The organism is Roseateles agri, from assembly GCF_034043675.1.
GTDB lineage: Bacteria > Pseudomonadota > Gammaproteobacteria > Burkholderiales > Burkholderiaceae_C > KK5.
The window spans coordinates 496272-517371 of sequence record NZ_JAXCLA010000006.1 but is presented as its reverse complement, the minus strand read 5'-3'; the positions used below and the strand labels follow the sequence as shown (position 1 = coordinate 517371).

Genomic DNA, 21100 nt, shown 5'->3' with positions numbered 1-21100 from the left:
CATGATGCATACCGACTGGCCCTTCTTCGACGACAAGCATCGCGAGCTCGCAGCGCATCTCGAAGCTTGGTGCGCTGAGCACCTGCACTTCGGCCATGCCGACGATGTCGACGCCGAATGCATCTCGCTTGTTCGCCAATTGGGCCAGGCGGGCTGGCTGAACCACGCGATCGGCGGCGAGGGCCGGGCGATCGACACCCGCGCGATCTGCCTGCTGCGCGAGACGCTGGCGCGGCACAACGGGCTGGCGGATTTCGCCTTCGCGATGCAGGGCTTGGGCTCCGGCGCGATCTCGCTGGATGGGACGCCGGAGCAGCGTGAGCGCTATCTGCCCCGCGTGGCGCGAGGCGAGGCGCTAGCGGCGTTCGCGTTGTCTGAACCCGAGGCGGGCTCCGATGTGGCGGCGATGCGGTGCAGCGCCACCGCTGAAGGTGACAGCTACGTGCTGAACGGCGAGAAGACCTGGATCTCCAACGGTGGCATCGCGGACTTCTACATCGTCTTCGCGCGCACCGGCGAGGCGCCCGGCTCGCGCGGCATCAGCGCCTTCATCATCGATGCCGGCACGCCGGGCTTCGAGATCGCCGAGCGGATCGAGGTGATCGCGCCGCATCCGCTGGCGCGCCTGAGGTTCAGCAACTGCCGGGTTCCGGCGAGCCAGATGCTGGGTGTGCCGGGCCAGGGCTTCAAGCTGGCCATGCGCACGCTGGATATCTTCCGTACCTCGGTCGCCGCCGCGGCGCTGGGCTTTGCCCGTCGTGCGCTGGACGAAGGGTTGAAGCAGGCCAAGGAACGCCGGATGTTCGGCGGCACCCTGGCCGACCTGCCGCTGACGCAGGCGAAGCTGGCCGACATGGCCTGCACGGTGGACAGCGCGGCGCTGCTGGTCTATCGCGCGGCCTGGCAGCGCGACCAGGGCAGGAACGTGACCCGCGAGGCGGCGATGGCCAAGCTGATGGCCACCGAAGGCGCGCAGCAGGTCATCGACGCGGCCGTGCAGATGCATGGCGGCCGTGGTGTTCGATCGGGCGAAGTGGTCGAGTCGCTCTATCGCGAGATCCGCGCGCTGCGCATCTACGAAGGTGCCAGCGAAGTGCAGCAACTGATCATCGGGAAAGACCTCTTGAGATGAGTTCCAAGTCCGCCCACATCGACACATTCGCCAACGACCATCTGCCGCCGCGCGAGCAGTGGCCGGAGCTGATCTTCGAGTTGCCGGAGCTGCAGTTCCCGGAGCGGATGAACTGTGCGCACGAACTGCTCGACCGCTGGATCGCGGCCGGGCAGGGCGGCAAGCCCTGTGTGGTCGCCGGTGCCTCGGGCGAGAGCTGGAGCTATGCCGAACTGCAGGCCGAGGCCAATCGCATCGCCCACGTACTGGTCGAGGATCTCGGCGTCGTGCCCGGTAACCGCGTGCTGCTGCGCGGCGCGAACACGCCGCAGATGGCGGCCTGCTGGTTCGCCATCGTCAAGGCCGGTGCGATCGCGGTCGGCACGATGCCGCTGCTGCGCGCCAAGGAATTGACGCAGGTGATCCAGAAGGCGCGCATCAGCCACGCGCTGTGCGACGAACGGCTGGCCGAGGAACTGGCGAAGGCGCGCGAGCAGTGCCCCACGCTGCGCAGCGTCGTCCACTACCGCAGCACAGCGGCGGACGGGCTGGAGGCGCTGTCCGCGGCGAAGTCGCCGAGCTTCACGAACGTGGATACCGCGGCCGAGGACTGCTGCATCATCGCCTTCACCTCCGGCACGACAGGCCAGCCCAAGGGCACGATGCACAACCACCGCGACGTGGTGGCCGCCTGCCGCTGCTGGCCGCCGCACTGCCTGCGCGCGGTGGCGGACGACGTCTTCATCGGCAGCCCGCCGCTGGCCTTCACCTTCGGCCTCGGCGGGCTGCTGTTGTTCCCGCTGAGCGTCGGGGCGTCGACGGTGTTGCTGGAGCAGGCGGCGCCGGACGTGCTGCTGCCGGCCATTGCCAAGTACCGCGCCACCGTCTGTTTCACCGCGCCCACGTCCTACCGGGCGATGGCGGCCCAGGCGGCGCAGCACGATCTGAGCAGCCTGCGCAAGTGCGTCAGTGCCGGCGAGGCCTTGCCGGCGGCGACGCGCAAGCTGTGGAAGGACGCGACCGGTATCGAGATGATCGACGGCATCGGCTCCACCGAGATGCTGCACATCTTCATCTCGCACGACGAATCGAACGCGAAGCCCGGCGCCACCGGCAAGGCCGTGCCCGGTTACCGCGCCTGCGTCCTCGGGGATGAGGGCCAGGTCTTGCCGGCGGGGCAGGTCGGGCGGCTGGCCGTCATGGGTCCGACAGGCTGCCGCTATCTCGACGACGAACGCCAGGCGAACTATGTGGCCCAGGGCTGGAACCTGACCGGCGACGCCTATCTGCTCGATGCGGACGGCTACTTCGTCTACCAGGCCCGCACCGACGACATGATCATTTCCGGCGGCTACAACATCGCCGGGCCCGAGGTGGAGTCGGCGCTGCTGGCCCATCCGGCGGTGGCGGAGTGCGGCGTGATCGGCGTGGCCGACGAGGAGCGCGGCCAGATCGTCAAGGCCTTCGTCGTGCTGCGCGAGGGGCGCGTGCCCGGGTCCGAGATGGCCAAGGCGCTGCAGGACTACGTGAAGGCGACGATCGCGCCCTACAAATACCCGCGGGCGATCGAGTTCCGCGCCGCGCTGCCGCGTACCGAGACGGGTAAGCTCCAACGCTTTCGCCTGCGCCAGGAGTCGTCCACGTGAAAGTTGCGTTCGAGCGCCGGGAACGGGTCCGCTTCGGTCATTGCGATCCGGCCGGCATCGTCTATTACCCGCGCTATTTCGAGATGCTGCACGGCGTGATGGAAGACTGGTTCAACGAAGGACTGAAGGTGAACTACGCGGAGTTCCTGGGGCAGCGCCGCTTCGGCATGCCGACGATCCAGCTGCACAGCGATTTCAGGCGGATCAGCCGGATGGGCGACGTGCTGCGCCAGCAACTCATCGTGACGAAGCTGGGGCGGACTTCGCTGGGCTTGCGCACCGAATTTCACGGCGACGACGGTGTGCGTGCCGCCTTCGACCAGGTGCTGGTCTGCACTTCGCTGGACACGCACCAGCCCACGCCGTTCCCCGACGACCTCCGCGCAGCCTTGGAGTTATGCATCAATGACGAATCCTGAGAACAAGCAGATCCTGCAGCCCGCCGGCTGGGCCGCGCCGCGGGGCTATGCCAACGGCGTGGCGGCCAGCGGTCGACAAGTTTTCGTGGCCGGCCAGATCGGCTGGAACGCGCAGTGCGAATTCGAGAGCGACGATCTGGTCGAGCAGGTGCGCCAGACGCTGGCGAACATCAAGGCCGTGCTTGCCGAGGCCGACGCGGGGCCCGAACATGTCGCGCGGATGACCTGGTATCTGCTCGACAAGCGCGAATATGTCGCCCGCGGCCGCGAGATCGGCGCGGTGTACCGTGAAGTGCTGGGCCGCGAATACGGTATCGCGATGACCGCGGTCCAGGTGGCCGGGCTGATCGAGGACCGCGCCAAGGTCGAGATCGAGGTCACCGCCATCATTCCCAACTAGAGATTCATCATGAGCAAGCCGCAATTCCACTGGGACGACCCGCTGCTGCTGGACCAGCAGCTCACCGACGACGAGCGCGCCGTGCGCGACGCTGCCCGCGCCTATTGCCAGGAGCAACTGCGCCCGCGCGTCACCGAGGCCTTCCGCCATGAGAGGACCGACGCGGCGATCTTTCGCGAGATGGGCTCGCTGGGCCTGCTCGGCGCGACCATTCCCGAAGAGTACGGCGGCGCCGGCCTCAACTACGTCTGCTACGGCCTGGTGGCGCGCGAGGTGGAGCGGGTCGACTCCGGCTACCGCTCGATGATGAGCGTGCAGAGCTCGCTGGTGATGGTGCCGATCAACGAGTTCGGCAATGAAGCCACCAAGCGCAAGTACCTGCCGCGCCTGGCCAGCGGCGAGGCCATCGGCTGCTTCGGCTTGACCGAACCGAACCACGGCTCCGATCCGGCTTCGATGATCACGCGGGCCCGCAAGGTCGACGGGGGTTACTCGATCAGCGGCGCCAAGATGTGGATCACCAACTCGCCGATCGCCGACGTGTTCGTCGTCTGGGCCAAGGACGACGAGGGCTCGATCCGCGGCTTCGTGCTGGAGAAGGGCTGGAAGGGCCTGTCGGCGCCGGCGATCCACGGCAAGGTGGGCCTGCGCGCTTCGATCACCGGCGAGATCGTGCTGGACGAGGTGTTTTGCCCCGAGGAGAACGCCTTTCCCGAGGTGCGCGGCTTGAAGGGCCCGTTCACCTGCCTCAACAGCGCCCGCTACGGCATCGCCTGGGGCGCGCTCGGCGCGGCGGAAGACTGCTGGCACACGGCGCGCCAGTACACGCTGGACCGCAAGCAGTTCGGCAAACCGCTGGCCGCGAATCAGCTGGTGCAGAAGAAGCTGGCCGACATGCAGACCGAGATCACCTTGGGTCTGCAGGGCTGCCTGCGCCTGGGCCGCATGAAGGACGAAGGCACGGCCTCGGTCGAGATCACCTCGATCATGAAGCGCAACTCATGCGGCAAGGCGCTGGACATCGCCCGCACGGCGCGCGACATGCTGGGCGGCAACGGCATCAGCGACGAATTCGGCGTCGCGCGGCACCTGGTGAACCTGGAGGTCGTGAATACCTACGAGGGCACGCACGACATCCATGCGCTGATCCTGGGCCGCGCAATGACGGGAATTGCCGCTTTCTGAAGCGGCGGAAGCAGCCGCGCTGCTACAGCGCGGGCCAGCGGGCGGGATCGATGTCCAGCCGCGCGTACCAGTCGGACGGCAAGGTGCCGGCCCAGACGAGGTTGTGGTGCGGCACGAGGCGCCGCTTGGCGAAGGTCATGCGCATGTCGGCCAGGGCGAGCAGTGCCTGGCCGCTCCACGCGCCTTGCGCCGGGCTGGCCGCGACGCCGACCGTGACGCTCAGTGGCGGGCTGGCGTCGAAGGAGGCGAGCCCCTGCGCAATCGCGGCGCGAACCTGCTCGGCCAGCGCCTGGGCGCTCGCGAGCTCATGACCCGCGAGCATCACGAAGAATTCGTCGCTGCCGAGATGGACGACGGGCGTGCCGGCCGGCAAGGCCTGCTTCAGCACCTCGACCAGGCGCGCCAGCGCGGCGGCTGACTGTGCCTCGCCGACTTCGTCGTGCCAGGGCTTGAAGTGATCGACATCCAAGGTCAGCACGGCCAGCGCCTTCTTGGCGTCGGCCGCCGTGCGTGCCGCCTGTTCCAGCGCTTGCATGCCGGCTTGGCGCGCAAGCGTGCCGGGCAGATCGGGAGGGTGCATGTTCATCGGGTACTCCTGTCGGGCTGCGAACGGTCGGGCCATCGTATGCAGGCGCTTGAAGCGTCGGCATGCTCCTGAACCCTCGGCGACAGGATAGGCCTGAATTTCATGCTGCAGGGCAGCAATGGATTCGCGGGGGATGACGAGCGACAGGGCGGCCTGATCGGGACTAGCATCGGCTTTGCGGTCCCGCCTATTTCCCGCGCCAGCTCGGAGTCGTCGCCATGAACGCTTTGCTGAGAAAGCTGCTGCCTCTCGGAATCATCTGCAGCGCCGCGCTGGGCGGCTGTGCATCGAGCCCGACGGTATCCACGGTGCCGCCGCAGATGTTCCAGGACCAATGGTTCGCGCCGGCCACGCAGGGCATCGATGTTTCCGATGTGTTCGCCGTGAGCCCTGCCATGCGCGAGTTCATCGACAAGGACATGTCGCACCAAAGCTTTCGCAAGGACCGGCGTGAGGCGCTTGTTGATGCGCTGGAGCGTAAATCGAAGCTGAAGATCGAATACGACTCCTCAACAACGCGGACAGCCTCCGAGGCCTTTGCCGCACGCAGTGGCAATTGCATGTCGCTGGTGCTGATGACGGCTGCCTTCGCCAAGGAATTGGGCCTTTCGGTGCGCTATCGCAACGTGTATGTGGATCCGAGCTGGAGCCGAAGTAACGACTTCATGTTCCTGTCCGGCCATGTGAACCTGACGCTGGGTGAAGACCGGCAGGCGGTGCGCGGCACGAACATCATGGCGGATGGCCTGACCATCGATTTCGTGCCGCCCGACTCGATCCGCAACCAGCGCGCAATGGAGGTCGGCGAGCAAACGATCATCGCGATGTTCATGAACAACCGTGCGGCCGAGAACCTGCACGACGGTCAGCTCGACAACGCCTATGCGTGGATCCGCGAGGCCCTGCGCCAGGATCCGAAGTATCTGACGGGTTACAACACGCTGGGCGTGATCTACCGGCGCCACGGCAATACCGAGGCCGCGGAGCGGGCCTTCCGCTATGTGCTGGATGCCGAGCCCGCCAACACGCAGGCGATGTCGAACATGGTGCTGGTGTTGAAAGACCAGCACCGCAGCGACGAGGCCCGCGTGCTGCAGGCCCGGCTCGACCAGCTTCAGCCCTATCCGCCGTTCCGTTACTTCGACTACGGCATTGCTGCGATGAAGGCTGGCGAGTACGAAGCCGCGCGCGGCTTCTTCACCAAGGAGATCGAGCGCTCGGCCTATTACCACGAGTTCCACTTCTGGCTGGCGTTGGCCAACTTCGGCCTCGGCGACGTCAAGCAGGCCAGCAAGCAGTTGGCGCTGGCGATGGAGAACAGCACGACGGCCAAGGATCACGATCTCTACGCCGCCAAGCTCGCCTGGCTCAATGCGCAGGCGCGCAAGCAGCCGCAGAAAATGAACTAGCTCGAATGAAATTGGTTCAAATGTTTCCTAATTGCTTCTGAAAAATTTCTAATTGTCTTTGTTGGTTGATTGCATCTTTGCCTAGCGGAAAACGAGGGTGCCGCAGCTTTAATGGCGGTGCCACATTAGGCTGCGAAGCTACACGTTTCGTCGCATTTGCTGACGAACCTCGAGCCTTAGGCCGAGATGACCGCGGGGACGGCGGTCGGTACATCGCGCGCAAAGACGCGCTCACAACAGGACGATTGGGAATGACCGAACAGAACTTCGCGCGCTTTGCGCGTACGGCGCTGAGCCTTGCCGTTGCTGCCATGGCCGCCTCGGCTGTGCATGCGCAGACCGCTACTACTGATACCGAGCAGGACAAGGCGCCCCAGCGTGCCAATGCCGCCAGCACGTCCAACACGACGAATGCGAACTCGTCGAAGGCCACGCTCGAAGCGCTCGAGAAAGTGACCGTCGAAGGTCGCGAGCAACTCGGCGGTGGCTTGATGTCCGTGCAGGTCGCACCCAAGGCCGTCTCCACGATCACCCGCGCTGCCATCGAACAATCCGCACCCGGCGCGACCTACGCGCAGTTGATCGACAGCATTCCTGGCGTTGTCGCCATCACCGACGATCCGAGCGGCCTGTTCGACGCCAACTACCAGATCCGCGGCTTCACCAATGACCAGATCGGCGTCACGGTGAACGGCGCCCCGGTCAATGACAGCGGCAACTACCGTGTCTTCCCGACCGAGTACGGCGACACGGAGAACATGAACGACATCACCGTGCTGCAGGGCTATCCGGACGTGGACTCGGCCGTGGCCGGCGCCTCGGGCGGCACCATCGCCTGGTCCACCATCGACCCCTCGCACAAGTTCAGCTTCGATACCTCCCTCTCCGGCGGCAGCAACAACTACCGGCGCGAGTTCGTCCGCGTGCAGACCGGCGACACCGGCGCGTTCCGCTCGTGGCTCTCGTATTCGCACAACAGCACGGACGTTTGGCGCGGCCAGGGCGGCGCCGAGGTCTGGAAGGTGGACGGCAAATCGGTGCTGACCATCAACAGCCAGAACTCGATTTCAGCCTCCCTGCAATACAACCACCTGGTCCGCACCGGCGGCTATGAGTTCGTGACGCAGGCGCAGGCGGCATCGAACTACAACACGAACTGGGACACGACCTACAACGGCACCAACACCGGCTACTACAAGCTGCACGTCAATCCGTTCAAGGACTACATGCTGAGCCTGGACGGCGAGTTCACGCTGAGCGACTCGCTGCACCTGTCCGTGGTGCCCTACTTCCAGTACGGCACCGGCGGCGGCGGCTCCGGCTACACCTTCACCGAAAGCACCTCGCCGGCCAACGTCGGGCGCTTCAGCTACGTCAACTACGACCTGAACAACGACGGCGTCATCGGCGGCGCGAATGCGAAGGCGATGACGTATTCGTACAGCGGCTCCAACACCTGGCGTCCGGGCGTGATCGCGAAGCTGATCCAGGACTTCGGCGATACCGATACGCTCACCTATGGCGTCTGGTTCGACCGGCCGCGCCAGCAGCAGTACCAGACCTACAGCAAGGTGGACGCGAACGGCAACCCGCTCGACATCTGGGGCCAGAGCAATCTGGTCGGCTATACCGACGGCGGTCCCCCGCAGTACAACTTCTTCGACTACACCACCACCACGCTGAAGCGCGCCTTCATCAGCAACGAGTGGACACCGAACGACAAGTGGACGGTCAAGGTGGGCGGTGCCTACACCAGCGTCACCCGCGAAGGCTTCGGCTACCAGCACTACGGCTCGCACCCGGCTTCGGCGAGCCTCGCCTACACGGGCCAGTTCGGCGGCGAAAGCAGCCACACCTGGAACAAGTTCACCCCGACGGCGGGCGTGAAGTACCAGCTCGACAGCGCCAACCAGTTCTATGCCGGCTATGGCCGCAGCTTCCGCGCGCCGGTCAACGGCGTCGTCACGCAGAGCGATTCGGTGCGCGCGTTCTATGAGCAGAATCCGGGCGAAGTCGCGTTCAGCAACTACACCCCGGCGCAACTGCAGGCAGCGCTGGACAAGCTGGCCGTCACCAAGCCCGAAAGCGCCGACACGGTGGACCTGGGCTGGCGCTACTACCGCGGCGCCCTGGGTGCCAGTGTGGACGTCTACGCCGCCAACCTGAAGAACAAGTCGGTCAGCGGCTTCGACAGTGCCAGCAACCAGACTGTGTACCTGGCCGTGTCGGCACTGCACCAGCGCGGCGTGAACGCCGAAGTCAGCTACAAGCTCCATCGTGACCTGAGCGTGTATGCGTCCTACGCGTACACGGAATCCACGATCATGGACGACACCTTCTCGCTGGGTGACGGCACCTACCCGACCAAGGGCAAGTCCTTCGTGGACATCCCGAAGAACACCGTCGCATTCGGCGGGAACTACCACAACGGTCCGTTCTGGCTGGGCATGAACGCCAAGTACCGCAGCGCGTACTGGGCGGACTGGGTCAACACGGAGAGGGCGCCCGGCTACACGACGGTGAACCTCAACGGCGGATGGAACTTTGGCGATCTCAGCTCTTGGGCGCACAAGGTCAAGCTGAAGGTCAACGTGACCAACCTGACCGACCACAAGGCCGTGACCTTCGCCAGCGCGACCAACTTCCTGTCCAGCAACGCAGGTCTCCCGGTTGACGCGACCACGGGCAAGCCGCTGTTTGCCAGCGCCTCGACCTACAACCTGCAGGCCCCGCGCGCCGTGATGGTCACTTTGAGCGCTTCGTTCGACTGATCTCGCTGCGCAAGCGCTGAAGGTTCTTATTTGTTTTGCCAGTGAATGCACTGGCGTCCTGAGGAATTCCTTGATGGAAAAGTTCAAGTTTTGTATGACGGGCGCGGCGATGGCCCTGGCTGCCGCGCTGTCCGGGTGTGGTGGCGGCAGCAGCGACGTCGGCGATGGCGGCGGTCACGTGCCGCCGACGGTGTCCGCAACCCTGCCGACCTCGGCCACGGCAAGCGCGCCTGTGAGCATCACCGGCATCACGGTCGCCAACGGCGCCGCGCTGACGGTGGACTGGGGTGACGGCACGCAGGACACGCCGGCGGCCATCCCGACCAGCCTGACGCACACCTACGCCGCGACCGCAGCTTGTGTGAAGACGGGCACCTGCAACATCGACCTGGCCGTGCTCGGCTGGGGTCCGGCTGCCGAGCTGAAGGGCGCCGTCGCGGTCAGCCCTCCACCGTCGCTTGCCGCCACGCTGCCAACCACCGGCACGGTGAGCGTGCCGGTGAGCATCTCTGGCATCGCGGCTGCCAACGGCACGGCGCTGTCCGTGGACTGGGGTGACGGCACGAAGGAGACGCCGGCCACCAGCGTTACGAGCCTGACGCACACCTATGCCGGGGCAGGCAGCTATGCCATCGATCTGGTGTTGAGCGGCGCGAACAGCACGAAGGCCGAGACGACGGGCAGCGTCACGATCAACGCCATCGCCCAGCCGGTGCTGGCGGCCACGCTTCCGACCACCGGTGTGGCGGGCACGGCGGTGAGCGTCACCGGTGTCACCACCACCGATGGCACGGCACTGTCGGTGAACTGGGGCGACGGCGTGACGGAGACGCCGGCTCTCAGCGCGACGACCCTGTCGCACACCTATGCGGCGGCGGGCACGTACACCATCGACATGGTGCTGACAGGTTCGGCGGCGAGCACGCCGGCCGAGAAGAGCGGCAGCATCACCATTGGCGCTAGCGGCCCTGTCTGCGACGCGACGGCCGATCTGTTCATCAGCGAGTACATCGAAGGTTCCGGCAACAACAAGGCGCTGGAAATCTACAACCCGACCGGGTGCGATGTGGATCTGAGCCACTACTCGCTGACGACGTATACGAACGGTGCCGCCACGACGACCAACTTCGTGGAGGCCTTGTCCGGAACGCTGGCCACTGGCAAGACGGTGGTGATCTACAACCCCTCCTCGGGCACCGGGGCTGGCAGCCTGACTGAGGCCGCAACCACGGCGGGTAGCACCTACGGTGCCACGGTGATCACTGATGGCGTGTTCCCCAGCCAGGTGACCAACTTCAACGGCAATGACATCGTGGTGCTGATGAAGGCCGGCACGATCATCGACACCTTCGGCGTGATCGGCGACCTCACCGTGAAGACCCTCACGGGCTGGCCGTCTGCCGCGCCGGTCACGATTGACCACACGCTGCGCCGCAAGGCCGGTATCAAGCACGGCAACGGCACGGTCACATCCCCGACGGACGGGTCGTGGGATCCGACCGCTGAATGGGACGTCTTCCCGAAGGACACATTTAGCGGCCTAGGCCAGCGCTGAGCATCAAGCCTCGAAAACACGGCCCTGCCTCCCCGGCAGGGCTTTCCCATTTGTGGCGCAGCAGCGCTACTGCAGTCTCACAGGACCGCACATGAGCAAGACAACTCTCCGCAAGCGACTCCGCCTTACCCTGACCACCCTCGCCGCAGCTTCCATGCTCGCCGCCCCCAACGCCTTCGCCTGGAGCCACCTGGGCCACTGGCTGGTCGGCGACCTGGCGCAGACCCAGCTGACCCCCGCCGCGCAGCAGCAGGTGACGGCCTTGCTGCAAGGCGAACCCGATCCGACGCTGGCGGGCGTGGCTTCCTGGGCCGACGGTCTGCGCAGCAGCGATCCGGACCTCGGCAAGAAGACCTCCAAGTGGCACTACATCGACCTGGATCCCCAGCACTGCGAGTACCGACCGCCGGTCGATTGCCCGGGCAACGATTGCGTGATCGAGGCGATCGACGCACAGCGCAAGATCCTCGCCGACACCACGCAAACGCCCGAAGCGCGCCGCGTCGCGCTGAAGTTCGTCGTCCACTTCATCGGCGACGTTCACCAGCCGCTGCACGCCGGCTCCCGGCAGGACGCCGAGGGCCACGACGATGCCGGCGGCAACAAGTATCAGATCAGCCTGCGCACCGCCACTCCGCCGGATTTCCAGGGCGCCAAGCGCCGCGTCCCGGGCGAGCCCATCCCCACCAACCTCCATACGGTGTGGGACTACTACGAACTCGAATCGGCGATGCTGGCACCGGAGAAGTACGCCGCGAAGCTGCAGCAGGATGGCATTCCCAAGCTGACGCCGCAGACGCTGGGCACATCGGTGGACTGGGCGGTCGAATCCTGCAAGGGCGTCAACGCGCAAGGCGTGTATCCGGCGGATAGCGACGGTCAGCCGCAGCACAAGATCGGCGGTACCTATCTCGACGCCAAGCGCGCCTATGCCGAGGAGCGTGTCCGCCTGGCCGCGGCCCGCCTGGCTGAGGTGCTCAACGAAACGCTGAAGTGATCATGAACGCATCGCTCCTGTCTCGCGCCTTGGCCTTGGCTGCATCCGTCTGGCTCGCAGGCTGCGCCACCGCGCCCGCGCCCACGGCGGCTCCGCGCACCCTGACCCTGTTGTCGATCAACGACTTCCACGGCTTCATCCAGTCCCGCGCGCCGGTGCCGGCGATGCTGCGCCTGCCCGAGGCCGACGGCAGCCTGGGCAAGCCGGCGCCGGCCGGTGGCATTCCCTACCTGGCCGCCGCGCTCGACAGCCTGCGCGCGGAGCATCCGGGCGCGCTGGTCGTGGCCGCGGGCGACCTGATCGGCGCTTCGCCGCAGAACTCGGCCCTGCTCGCCGATGAGCCCAGCCTCGTGGCCTTCGACAAGCTCGGCATCGTCGCCTCGGCCCTGGGCAACCACGAGCTCGACGGCGGGCTGCCCGCGCTGCAGGACAAGCTCGCCGGCCGTTGCCCGGCCGGCGGCTGCCCGCTGCCGGGTTATGCGGGCGTGCACTTCCCCTACCTGGCCGCGAACCTGGTCGAGACCGCGACGGGCAAGCACCCGTTCCGGAGCTACGTGATCCGTGAGGTCGATGGCCTCAAGCTCGCCTTCGTCGGCGTCGTCACGAAGAACACGCCCAGCGTCTCGCTGCCGCGCAATATGGAGGGACTGCGCTTCTCCGACGAAGCCGAGACGCTCAATGCGCTGGTGCCCGAGCTGCGCGCCAAGGGAGCGCAGGTGCTGGTGGCGGTGATGCACGAAGGCGCCGAATGGCGCGGCCCGGCCAACGATCCTACGTATGCCTGCACGGGCCTGGGCGGCCGCGGCGTGGACATCGCCCATCGCCTTTCGCCCGAGTACGCCATGATCGTCAGCGGCCACAGCCACATGGCCTACACCTGCAAGGTGGACGGCCGCCTGCTGGTCCAGGCCGGCAGCTTCGGCGCCTGGATCACGCAGACCACGCTGAAGGTCGACGGCCAGGGGCATGTGCTGGACGCCCAGGCCGTCAACGTGCCGGTGCTGCAGTCGCGCTACACGCCGGCGCCCGCCTTCGCGGCGCTGGAGGCCGAGGCCGAGAAGCTGACCGAGCCGGTGCGTCTGCGCCCGATCGCGACCGTGGCCCACGGCCTGCGTCGCACGCCCGCGGACCCGCTCGGCGATGCCGGCCTCGGCAACCTGATCGCCGACTCGCAGGCCGCCTATGCGCGTGCCCACGACACGGCTCAGACCGGCCCCATCGTCGCGCTGATGAATCTCGGTGGCATCCGCACCGACCTGGAGGCCACGCCGGCCCGCCCGGTCAACCTCAGCGAGTTGACGGCGATCCAGCCCTTCCATAACGATCTGGTTGCACTGACCCTGAGCGGTGCGCAACTGCGTGAATTGCTGACGAGCCAGCTGCCGCGCGGCACGGCCGCGCCGCGCCTGCTGCAGCCGTCCAGCGGCCTGCGCTACACCTGGGCCCGCGCGGCGGACGGCAGCGCCCGCCTGGTCGAGGTCAAGATCGACGGACAGCCGCTCGACGATGCACGCAACTACCGCGTCGTCGCCAACGGCTTCATGGCCGATGGCGGCGAGGGCCTGACCGTGATGCGCCAGGGGCGCGATCGGACCGTGCTGGGCGTGGACCTGGACGCGATGCTCGAATACCTGGCCGCCCATCCGGAAGCCGTCGACCAGGTCGAGCCGGGCCGCATCCGGCGCGTTGAATAAAGGCTGATCAGTTCAGCGGCGGCAGGCCGTGACGCGCCCGCGCGCGGGTGCAGGCCTCGTCGCCGAATCCCATCGGCGCGCGCAGCCCGAACTCGCGGCACGGTCCCGGCCGCCATTCGTAGATGCCGCAGGAGGCCTTGACGCCGACGGTGCCGGTCAGCGCGGCGCAGCGCGGCTTGGCGTGGTCGGTGCCACGCATGCGGGCGAGCGTGCCGGTCAGCTCGACGGCCAGGCCATCTGGCACGCAGCCGCCTTCCGATTGCAATTCATCGCGAGCAAAGTCGACGCGGAAACTGGCGCAGCAGGCGCCGCAGCTGATGCAGGGGTTGGTGGACATCCCGTCAGTTTAGGATGGCGCCATGAAGATCAAAGCTCTTGCGCTCGCCGGCTTGCTGGCATTCGGTGCTGTGGCCGCCCAGGCCCAGCAGGTCGTCGTGGAGAAGCCCTGGGTGCGCGCCACCGTGGCGCAGCAGAAGTCCACCGGCGCCTTCTTCTCGCTGCGCGCGGCGGAGGACAGCCGGCTCGTCAGCGTCAGCTCGCCCGCCGCCGGCATGGTCGAGATCCACGAGATGGCCATGCAGGGCGACGTGATGAAGATGCGCGAGCTCGACACGGGCCTGCCGCTGCCGGCCGGCAAGACGGTGGAGCTCAAGCCCGGCGGTTTCCACGTGATGATGATGGACCTGAAGGCACCGATCAAGGCGGGCGACACGGTGCCGCTGACCCTGGTCTTCGAAGGCAAGGACAAGAAGCGCCAGACCGTCGAGGTGAAGGCCGAGGCGAGGGCGCTCGGCAAGTAGGGTCTACAGGCTCTCGCGCACCACGGTGACCGTGCAGCCCGACTCGTTGAGCACCTGCGAGGACACGCTGCCCAGGTAGCGCTGCAGGGTCGAATGGGCGCGGGCGCCCATCACGATGTGGTCGACGCCGTTCTTGTTGGCGAATTCGACGATCGCGTCGCCGGTGTCCGGTGCCTCCAGCACGTGGAAGGTCAGGCGCCCGTCCTCCAGCTTCAGGCTGCGGCTGATCGGCCGCGCCCAATGCTGCAGGCCGATCAGCTTCTTCACGTGCAGGCTGCGGCCGTCCTTGTCGGTCAGCTCGTCCACGCCGAGCCGCGCCGTCTTCATCACGCTGACGCAGGCCAGCCGCGCGCCGGGCTCGGTCTGCACGATGCGGCGCACCACCTCGCGCAACTGGGACAGCAGTTCCGGCGTGGCCTCCTCGATGTCCACGGCCGCCATCACGATCGGGCTGCGCGCCACCTGTTCGCTGGCCTGGGCCTTCGGCGGCGGCTCGCTGCCCAGCGCGAAGAACCAGCGCCGCAGATTGGCCAGCGTGCCGCTGCGGGCGAGCTTGTCGGCGCGGCGCGTGAGCTGCACGCCCAGCGGCTGGCGCAGGTCCAGCGCGAGCTGCGCGGCGCTCGGGTAGCGGCGCTCGGGCTTGACCTCCAGGCAGTGCAGGATGATCTCCTGCAGCCAGGGCGGGATGTCGGGGTTGATCGCGCGCGGCGGCACCGGCTCCAGGTAGAGGCGCTTGCGCAGGCCGCGCACCGAGGTCGGCTGGCCGAAAGGGCGCTCACCGGTGGCCAGGTGGTAGAGCATCACGCCCAGCGCGAACAGGTCGCTGCGCGGATCGTTGCGGACGAACTGCACCTGCTCCGGCGACATATAGGGCCCGGTGCCCATCGGCAGCGAGAACTCCTCTTCCAGCAGGTCGGGCAGGTGGTCGTGCCGCGACAGGCCGAAGTCGACCATGACCACCGTGCCGTCGGGCCGGAACATGATGTTGCTGGGCTTCACGTCCAGGTGGATCAGGTGCTGCTTGTGCAGCGCGTGCAGCGCCAGCGCGACGCGGGCGCCGATGTCCACCAGCTCTTCCAGCGGCAGCGGTGCTTCGTCCAGCTTGGGCCGCAGGGTGGGGCCGTCGATGCGCTCCATCACGACATAGGCCTGGCGCGTCCAGTCGCCGCGCGCCACGTAGCGCGGCACGTGCGGGCCGTGCAGTGCCGGCATCAGCATCTGCTCGACCTCGAAGCCGACGATGGTGGCCGGGTCTTCGCCGCCCTTGATGCGCGGCACCTTCATGATCAGCGGGAAGTCTTCGCCGGCGGGCTTTTCGTCGAGCCGCGTCACGGACCACAGGTTAGCCATGCCGCCCTGGTGCAGCCGCTCGTCGAGGCGGAAGCCATCCAGCACCATGCCCGGTTCCAGCGCCGCCATCGAAGGCAGTTCGAGGATGCTGGGCGGGGCGTCCTGGGTCATCGCTACTGGCCCGTGAGCAGCCGATCGCCCAGGCGTTCGGGCAGGCCGGCGGCGCGGATGCGGGCGGCGGCGGTTTCGGCGTCGTAGGGCACGCGCTCGAAGCTGAGTTCCTGCCGCTGTGGGTCGAACAGCGCGTAGCCGGCGGCCGGGTTGCCGTCGCGCGGCTGGCCGCAGGAGCCGGGGATCACCAGCCATTGCCGGTGGCTCAGCAGCGGAATCGCCACGCCGGGCTGCGGCTTGAAGTCGCCCGCCTTGCCGGTGCCGGACAGGTGGTAGAGCATCGGCTCATGCATGTGGCCGCAGAAGGTGTAGCGGGCGTTCGTCGCGTGCAGGCTGCGCATCGCCTCGATGCGGCCGGTGATGTATTCCCAGTCCTTCGGCGCGAAGGCATTGGCGTGGACGTAGAGCGTCTCGCCTTCCTGCACGCTCAGCGGCAGCGCGGCGAGGAAGGCTCGCTGCTCGGGCTGCAGCTGCGCGTGGGTCCAGGCGAGCGCCTGGCGGGCTTCCTCGCGCATGGCCGGCGCCTCGCCGCGCACCGCTGCCTCGTCGTGGTTGCCCATGATGGCGACGGCACCGGTCTCGCGGACGAGACCGGCCACCGTGTCGACCACCCAGCCCGGGTCTGCGCCATAGCCGACCAGGTCGCCCAGGAAGGCGTAGCGGCGCACACCCTTGGCCGCGGCGTCCGCCAGCACCGCCTCGAGCGCCTGCCGGTTCGAGTGGATGTCGGTGATGACAGCAATCATGTGAGCCCCCAGCCCAGCGGGTACGCTGGTCTGCCCCCCGAGGGGGCGGCGATGCTTGCCGGATCGACCGGCAAGCACATCGCCATGTGGGCCGGCTTGGGAGCGGCCCGGCGCTCGGCCCAACGCCGCGTTGATGCAGCCTGCCTCATCGTCAACCGATGCGGCCGAGCAGCAGGTATTCCATCAAGGCCTTCTGCACGTGCATGCGGTTTTCTGCCTCGTCCCACACCACCGACTGCGGGCCGTCGATCACCTCCGCCGCGACTTCCTCGCCGCGGTGCGCGGGCAGGCAGTGCATGAAGAGGGCGTCGGGCTTGGCGACGGCCATCATCTCGGTGTCCACGCACCAGTCGGCGAAGGCGGCGCGGCGCGCCTCGTTCTCGGCCTCGTAGCCCATGCTGGTCCACACGTCCGTCGTCACCAGGTCGGCACCGCGGCAGGCGTCCATCGGGTCCTTGAACACCTTGTAGCAGGACGGATCCTTGATGCCGGCCACGGCCGGGTCGATCTCGTAGCCACTGGGCGTGCTGACGTGGACCTTGAAGCCCAGCACCTCCGCCGCTTGCAGCCAGGTGTTGGCCATGTTGTTGCCATCACCGACCCAGGCGACGACGCGGCCCTTCAGGCAGTCGGGGTCGACGATGCCGCGCTGGTTCATGCCGCGCGCCTCGATGAAAGTGAACAGGTCGGCCAGGATCTGGCAGGGGTGGTACTCGTTGGTCAGGCCGTTGATGACCGGCACGCGCGAGTGGGCGGCGAAGCGTTCGATCTTCGTCTGCTCGAAGGTGCGGATCATCACGATGTCGACCATGCGCGAGATCACGCGCGCGCTGTCCTCGACCGGCTCGGCCCGGCCCAGCTGGCTGTCGCCGGTGGTGAGGTGCACCACCGAGCCGCCCATCTGGTACATGCCGGCCTCGAAGCTGACGCGGGTGCGCGTGCTGGCCTTCTCGAAGATCATGGCCAGCGTGCGGTCCTGCAGCGGCTGGTATTTCTCGTAGTTCTTGAAGCGTCGCTTGATGATCGCGGCGCGCTCGAACAGGTGCGTGTATTCCTCGGCCCGGAAGTCCTTGAACTGCAGGTAGTGGCGCATCAGCGAGTTCCCCGGCTTCATGACTTGGGCTGGGCCAGGAAGCGCTTGATCAGCGGCACCAGGATGCCCACGAGCTGGGCAGCCTCGTCGCTCGTCATGATCAGCGCGGGCAGCAGGCGCACGACGCGGTCGGCGGTGACGCTGATCATCAGGCCGGCCTCGACCGCCTGGGTCAGCAGCGCGCCGCAGGGGCGATCGAGCGCCACGCCGAGCATCAGGCCCTGGCCGCGCACCTCGACGAAACCGTCGACACCGGACAGACCCGCTTCCAGGCCCGCCTTGATCTGCGCGCCGATCTTCTCGGCGTTCGCCAGCAGGCCGTCCTCGGTCATGATCGTCAGCGTCTCGACGCCGGCGCGCATGGCCAGCGGGTTGCCGCCGAAGGTCGTGCCATGGTTGCCGGGGCCCATCACGGTAGCGGCGCGCGGGCCGCAGACGACGGCGCCGATCGGCACGCCCGAGCCCAGGCCCTTGGCCAGCGGCATCACGTCCGGCACGATGCCGGCCCACTGGTGCGCGAACCACTTGCCGGTGCGGCCGATGCCGCACTGCACTTCGTCGAGCATCAGCAGCAGGTCGTGCGTGTCGCAGATGCGGCGCAGGCCCTGCAGGAACTCGACGCGTGCCGGGTTGATGCCGCCTTCGCCCTGGATCGTCTCCAGGAAGATCGCGGTGAGGTTCGGGTGCGCCTTGACGGCGGCCTCGACGGCGGCCAGATCGTTCAGCGGCGCGCGCACGAAGCCGGGCACCAGCGGGCCGAAGCCGGCCTGGATCTTCGGGTTGGCAGTGGCGGACAGGGTGGCGATCGAGCGGCCGTGGAAAGCGCCTTCGAACACCATGATCTCCGGGCTGGTGTTGCCGCGGTCATGGCCGAACTTGCGGGCGATCTTCAGCGCGGCCTCGTTCGCTTCCAGGCCGCTGTTGCAGAAGAAGACGTTGGCGAGGCCGGAGATCTCCACCAGCTTGGCGGCGAGCTTCTCCTGCAGCGGCACCAGGTAGTAGTTGCTGGTGTGGATCAGCTTGGCGACCTGATCCTGCAGCGCCGGCACCAGGCGCGGGTGGGCATGACCCAGCGTGTTCACCGCGATGCCCGCGAGACCGTCCAGGTATCGTCGGCCGTTCGTGTCCCAGACCCAGCAGCCTTGGCCGTGCGACAGGGCGACGGGCAGGCGGCCATAGGTTTGCATCACGTGCGGCTCGGACGACGAGGGGACAGCAGCGTTCATCGGGGCTTTCTCGAAAAGTATTGGAAAAGAAAAAGCGCGGATCGAACGAGTGACCCGCGCGCGACGATTCTAAGGTGCAGGTTCGATGGTGTGGGCAAATCCGGGGCCGTGCTGCGCCGCAACACATCCAGGGCACAATAGCGCCCGTCGCGCCTCTTTCGTTCCCTGCGCGGCGTCCTTCCGACCCATGAGTTCTGCTCCCAAACCCCGCGAAGTCTTCATCCAGGGCGTGACCAAGGATGGCCGCACCTTTCGCCCCAGCGACTGGTCGGAGCGGCTCGCCGGCGTGATGTCCTGCTTCCGGCCGGGCGGTGCGCCGGGCGGGCCGGGTGCCCACATCGGCTACTCGCCGCTGTGTGTGCCGCGGGTGATCAACGGCGTGAAGTGCGTGATCGTCAACGAGTCGCTGCGCGAGCTGGAGCCGATGGCCTGGGACTTCGTGATGAACTTCGCCAAGGACAACGAGCTGCAGGTGGCCGAGGCCTGCCTGCTGCCGGACAAACCCGAGTAATCAGTCGGCCACGGTCGTCCACTGGCCGTCGCGCAGCAGCTGGTGCGGGCGGTAGCCGGCCTTGTAGGCCATCTTCGGGCTCTCCGCGATCCAGTAGCCCAGGTACAGGTGGGCGAGCTTCAGCTCGCGCGTCTGCTCGATCTGCCACAGCACGTTGTAGACGCCGTAGCTGGTGTCGTCCTCGGGCTCGTAGAAGGTGTAGACGGCCGACAGCCCGTCGCTGAGGATGTCCAGGATCGAGACCATCTTCAGCCGCCCGGTGGCGTCGCGGAACTCCACCAGCCGCGAGTTGATCCGGCTCTGCAGCAGGAACTGCGTGTACTGCTCGACGCTGTCCTGGTCCATGCCGCCGCCGGAATGCCGGCCGGCCTGGTAGCGCAGGTAGAGCTCGTAGTGCTCCTGGCTGAAGCCCAGGCGCATCACGCGCGCCTGCAGGTCGGCATGGCGCTTGAGCGCGCGGCGCTGGCTGCGCGAGGGCTTGAATTCGTCCACCGGGAGGCGTAGCGGCACGCAGGCCTTGCAGTTGTCGCAGTAGGGGCGATAGGTGAACAGGCCGCTGCGCCGGAAACCCGCGGCCACCAGGCCCGAATAGGCATCCGCATGGATCAGATGGCTGGGCGTGGCCACCTGCGAGCGCGCCTGCCGCTGCGGCAGGTAGCTGCAGGGGTAAGCGGCAGTCGCATAGAACTGCAGTTCGGCCAGCGGGAGGTCTTTGGGGTAGGTCACGTCAGGAGCGATCCGGCAGCAGATGGGCCCACAGCGAAGGATGATAGGACCAATCCTGCGGCGCCGGCTGCGTCACCGTGGCCGCCAGATGGGCTTCGAAGGCCGCGCGTGCGACTTCTGCCGCACCGAGCGAGGCCAGGTGCCGGGTGTTCTGCTGGCAATCGATCCAGGCGATGCCATGCGCGCGGCACAGGCACACCAGGGCAGCCAGCGCGATCTTGGAGGCGTCGGTGCGGCGCATGAACATCGACTCGCCGAAGAACATCCGCCCGAGGTTGATGCCGTAGAGCCCGCCGGCCAACTCGCCGTCGATCCAGGTCTCGATGCTGTGCACCGCGCCGTCGCGCCGCTGCCAGGCGAGGTAGGCGGCCTGCATCTCCGGCAGGATCCAGGTGCCCGATTGGCCCTCGCGCGGCGCGCCGGCGCAGGCACGCAGCACCTCGGGCGTGGCGGTATCGACGCGGATCTCGCAGCCCGGCGAGGCGGCGAAGCGCTGCACGGTCTTGCGCAGCGAGCGCGCGAGCTTGAAGTCCGCCGTCTTCAACACCATGCGCGGGTCGGGCGACCACCACAGCGGCGGCTGGCCCGCGCCATACCAGGGGAAGATGCCGCGCGAATAGGCCTCGCGCAGCCGCTGCGGGGAGAGGTCGCCACCGGCGGCCAACAGGCCCGGCGCATCGGTTTCCGGGCCCAGCGCGCGGGAGGTCGGAGGGAAGGCGAGAGAGTCCTCGTCGAGCCAGTCGATCATTGCTTCATGGTAGCGT

20 protein-coding genes are annotated in these 21100 nt (G+C 67.3%); 12 read left to right on the top strand and 8 right to left on the bottom strand.

The features are described from left to right. The first annotated feature begins 1 nt into the window (after position 1). The 5 genes from SNE35_RS20270 to SNE35_RS20250 are packed head-to-tail and all read left to right on the top strand — an operon-like array spanning position 2 to position 4761. A complete protein-coding gene (locus tag SNE35_RS20270; RefSeq protein ID WP_320424820.1) occupies positions 2 to 1132 on the top strand; it encodes an acyl-CoA dehydrogenase family protein in 1131 nt (376 codons plus the stop codon). Beyond that, on the top strand, positions 1129 to 2757 hold the full coding sequence (locus SNE35_RS20265; RefSeq protein WP_320424819.1) for an AMP-binding protein: 1629 nt from the start codon (positions 1129 to 1131) through the stop codon (positions 2755 to 2757). Before SNE35_RS20270 ends, SNE35_RS20265 begins: the two co-directional genes overlap by 4 nt. After that, entirely contained in the window at positions 2754 to 3176 is a 423-nt protein-coding gene (locus tag SNE35_RS20260; RefSeq protein ID WP_320424818.1) for an acyl-CoA thioesterase, read from the top strand. Before SNE35_RS20265 ends, SNE35_RS20260 begins: the two co-directional genes overlap by 4 nt. Further along, complete coding sequence (locus tag SNE35_RS20255) at positions 3163 to 3576, top strand: RidA family protein (RefSeq protein ID WP_320424817.1); 414 nt, start codon at positions 3163 to 3165, stop codon at positions 3574 to 3576. The genes SNE35_RS20260 and SNE35_RS20255 overlap by 14 nt, the downstream gene beginning before the upstream one ends. 9 nt (positions 3577 to 3585) lie before the next feature. Then, positions 3586 to 4761 (top strand): acyl-CoA dehydrogenase, encoded by a 1176-nt coding sequence (locus tag SNE35_RS20250; protein ID WP_320424816.1) that lies wholly within the window; start codon positions 3586 to 3588, stop codon positions 4759 to 4761. Positions 4762 to 4783: 22 nt separating this feature from the next. Here the strand turns inward: SNE35_RS20250 and SNE35_RS20245 are convergent, their stop codons facing one another. Beyond that, positions 4784 to 5347, bottom strand: coding sequence for a GGDEF domain-containing protein (locus SNE35_RS20245; RefSeq protein WP_320424815.1), 564 nt, complete (start codon positions 5345 to 5347; stop codon positions 4784 to 4786). A gap of 218 nt (positions 5348 to 5565) precedes the next feature. Here SNE35_RS20245 and SNE35_RS20240 point away from each other — a divergent pair, with 218 nt between their 5' ends. The 5 genes from SNE35_RS20240 (at position 5566) to SNE35_RS20220 (ending at position 13773) form a co-directional block, all read left to right on the top strand. Continuing rightward, the gene (locus SNE35_RS20240; protein WP_320424814.1) at positions 5566 to 6756 is read left to right on the top strand and encodes a tetratricopeptide repeat protein; all 1191 of its coding nucleotides are present in this window, start codon (positions 5566 to 5568) and stop codon (positions 6754 to 6756) included. A gap of 251 nt (positions 6757 to 7007) precedes the next feature. After that, positions 7008 to 9527 (top strand): TonB-dependent receptor, encoded by a 2520-nt coding sequence (locus SNE35_RS20235; protein ID WP_320424813.1) that lies wholly within the window; start codon positions 7008 to 7010, stop codon positions 9525 to 9527. A gap of 73 nt (positions 9528 to 9600) precedes the next feature. Then, entirely contained in the window at positions 9601 to 11082 is a 1482-nt protein-coding gene (locus SNE35_RS20230) for a lamin tail domain-containing protein (RefSeq protein WP_320424812.1), read from the top strand. A 154-nt stretch (positions 11083 to 11236) separates the two neighbouring features. Then, complete coding sequence (locus tag SNE35_RS20225) at positions 11237 to 12079, top strand: S1/P1 nuclease (protein WP_320424811.1); 843 nt, start codon at positions 11237 to 11239, stop codon at positions 12077 to 12079. Between the two features lie 2 nt (positions 12080 to 12081). Next, positions 12082 to 13773, top strand: a complete 1692-nt coding sequence (locus SNE35_RS20220; RefSeq protein ID WP_320424810.1) for a bifunctional metallophosphatase/5'-nucleotidase — start codon at positions 12082 to 12084, stop codon at positions 13771 to 13773. A 7-nt stretch (positions 13774 to 13780) separates the two neighbouring features. Here the strand turns inward: SNE35_RS20220 and SNE35_RS20215 are convergent, their stop codons facing one another. Next, entirely contained in the window at positions 13781 to 14110 is a 330-nt protein-coding gene (locus SNE35_RS20215) for a YkgJ family cysteine cluster protein (RefSeq protein WP_320424809.1), read from the bottom strand. 22 nt (positions 14111 to 14132) lie between these two features. Between SNE35_RS20215 and SNE35_RS20210 the strand changes: the two genes are divergently transcribed. Then, positions 14133 to 14573, top strand: a complete 441-nt coding sequence (locus tag SNE35_RS20210; protein ID WP_320424808.1) for a copper chaperone PCu(A)C — start codon at positions 14133 to 14135, stop codon at positions 14571 to 14573. 3 nt (positions 14574 to 14576) lie between these two features. Here the strand turns inward: SNE35_RS20210 and SNE35_RS20205 are convergent, their stop codons facing one another. The 4 genes from SNE35_RS20205 to SNE35_RS20190 form a co-directional block, all read right to left on the bottom strand. Then, a complete protein-coding gene (locus tag SNE35_RS20205; RefSeq protein WP_320424805.1) occupies positions 14577 to 16034 on the bottom strand; it encodes a bifunctional serine/threonine-protein kinase/universal stress protein in 1458 nt (485 codons plus the stop codon). Positions 16035 to 16036: 2 nt separating this feature from the next. Continuing rightward, entirely contained in the window at positions 16037 to 16780 is a 744-nt protein-coding gene (locus tag SNE35_RS20200) for a metallophosphoesterase family protein (protein ID WP_320424804.1), read from the bottom strand. Between the two features lie 151 nt (positions 16781 to 16931). After that, the gene (gene argF, locus SNE35_RS20195) at positions 16932 to 17894 is read right to left on the bottom strand and encodes an ornithine carbamoyltransferase (protein ID WP_320424803.1); all 963 of its coding nucleotides are present in this window, start codon (positions 17892 to 17894) and stop codon (positions 16932 to 16934) included. Continuing rightward, entirely contained in the window at positions 17891 to 19099 is a 1209-nt protein-coding gene (locus tag SNE35_RS20190; RefSeq protein ID WP_320424802.1) for an aspartate aminotransferase family protein, read from the bottom strand. Before SNE35_RS20190 ends, argF begins: the two co-directional genes overlap by 4 nt. Positions 19100 to 19286: 187 nt before the next feature. Between SNE35_RS20190 and SNE35_RS20185 the strand changes: the two genes are divergently transcribed. Further along, positions 19287 to 19610 (top strand): DUF3579 domain-containing protein, encoded by a 324-nt coding sequence (locus tag SNE35_RS20185; protein WP_320424801.1) that lies wholly within the window; start codon positions 19287 to 19289, stop codon positions 19608 to 19610. Here SNE35_RS20185 and SNE35_RS20180 read toward each other — a convergent pair whose 3' ends face one another. Continuing rightward, entirely contained in the window at positions 19611 to 20336 is a 726-nt protein-coding gene (locus SNE35_RS20180; RefSeq protein ID WP_320424799.1) for an arginyltransferase, read from the bottom strand. Between the two features lies 1 nt (position 20337). Beyond that, positions 20338 to 21084, bottom strand: a complete 747-nt coding sequence (gene aat / locus SNE35_RS20175) for a leucyl/phenylalanyl-tRNA--protein transferase (RefSeq protein ID WP_320424798.1) — start codon at positions 21082 to 21084, stop codon at positions 20338 to 20340. Between the last annotated feature and the right edge of the window lie 16 nt (positions 21085 to 21100).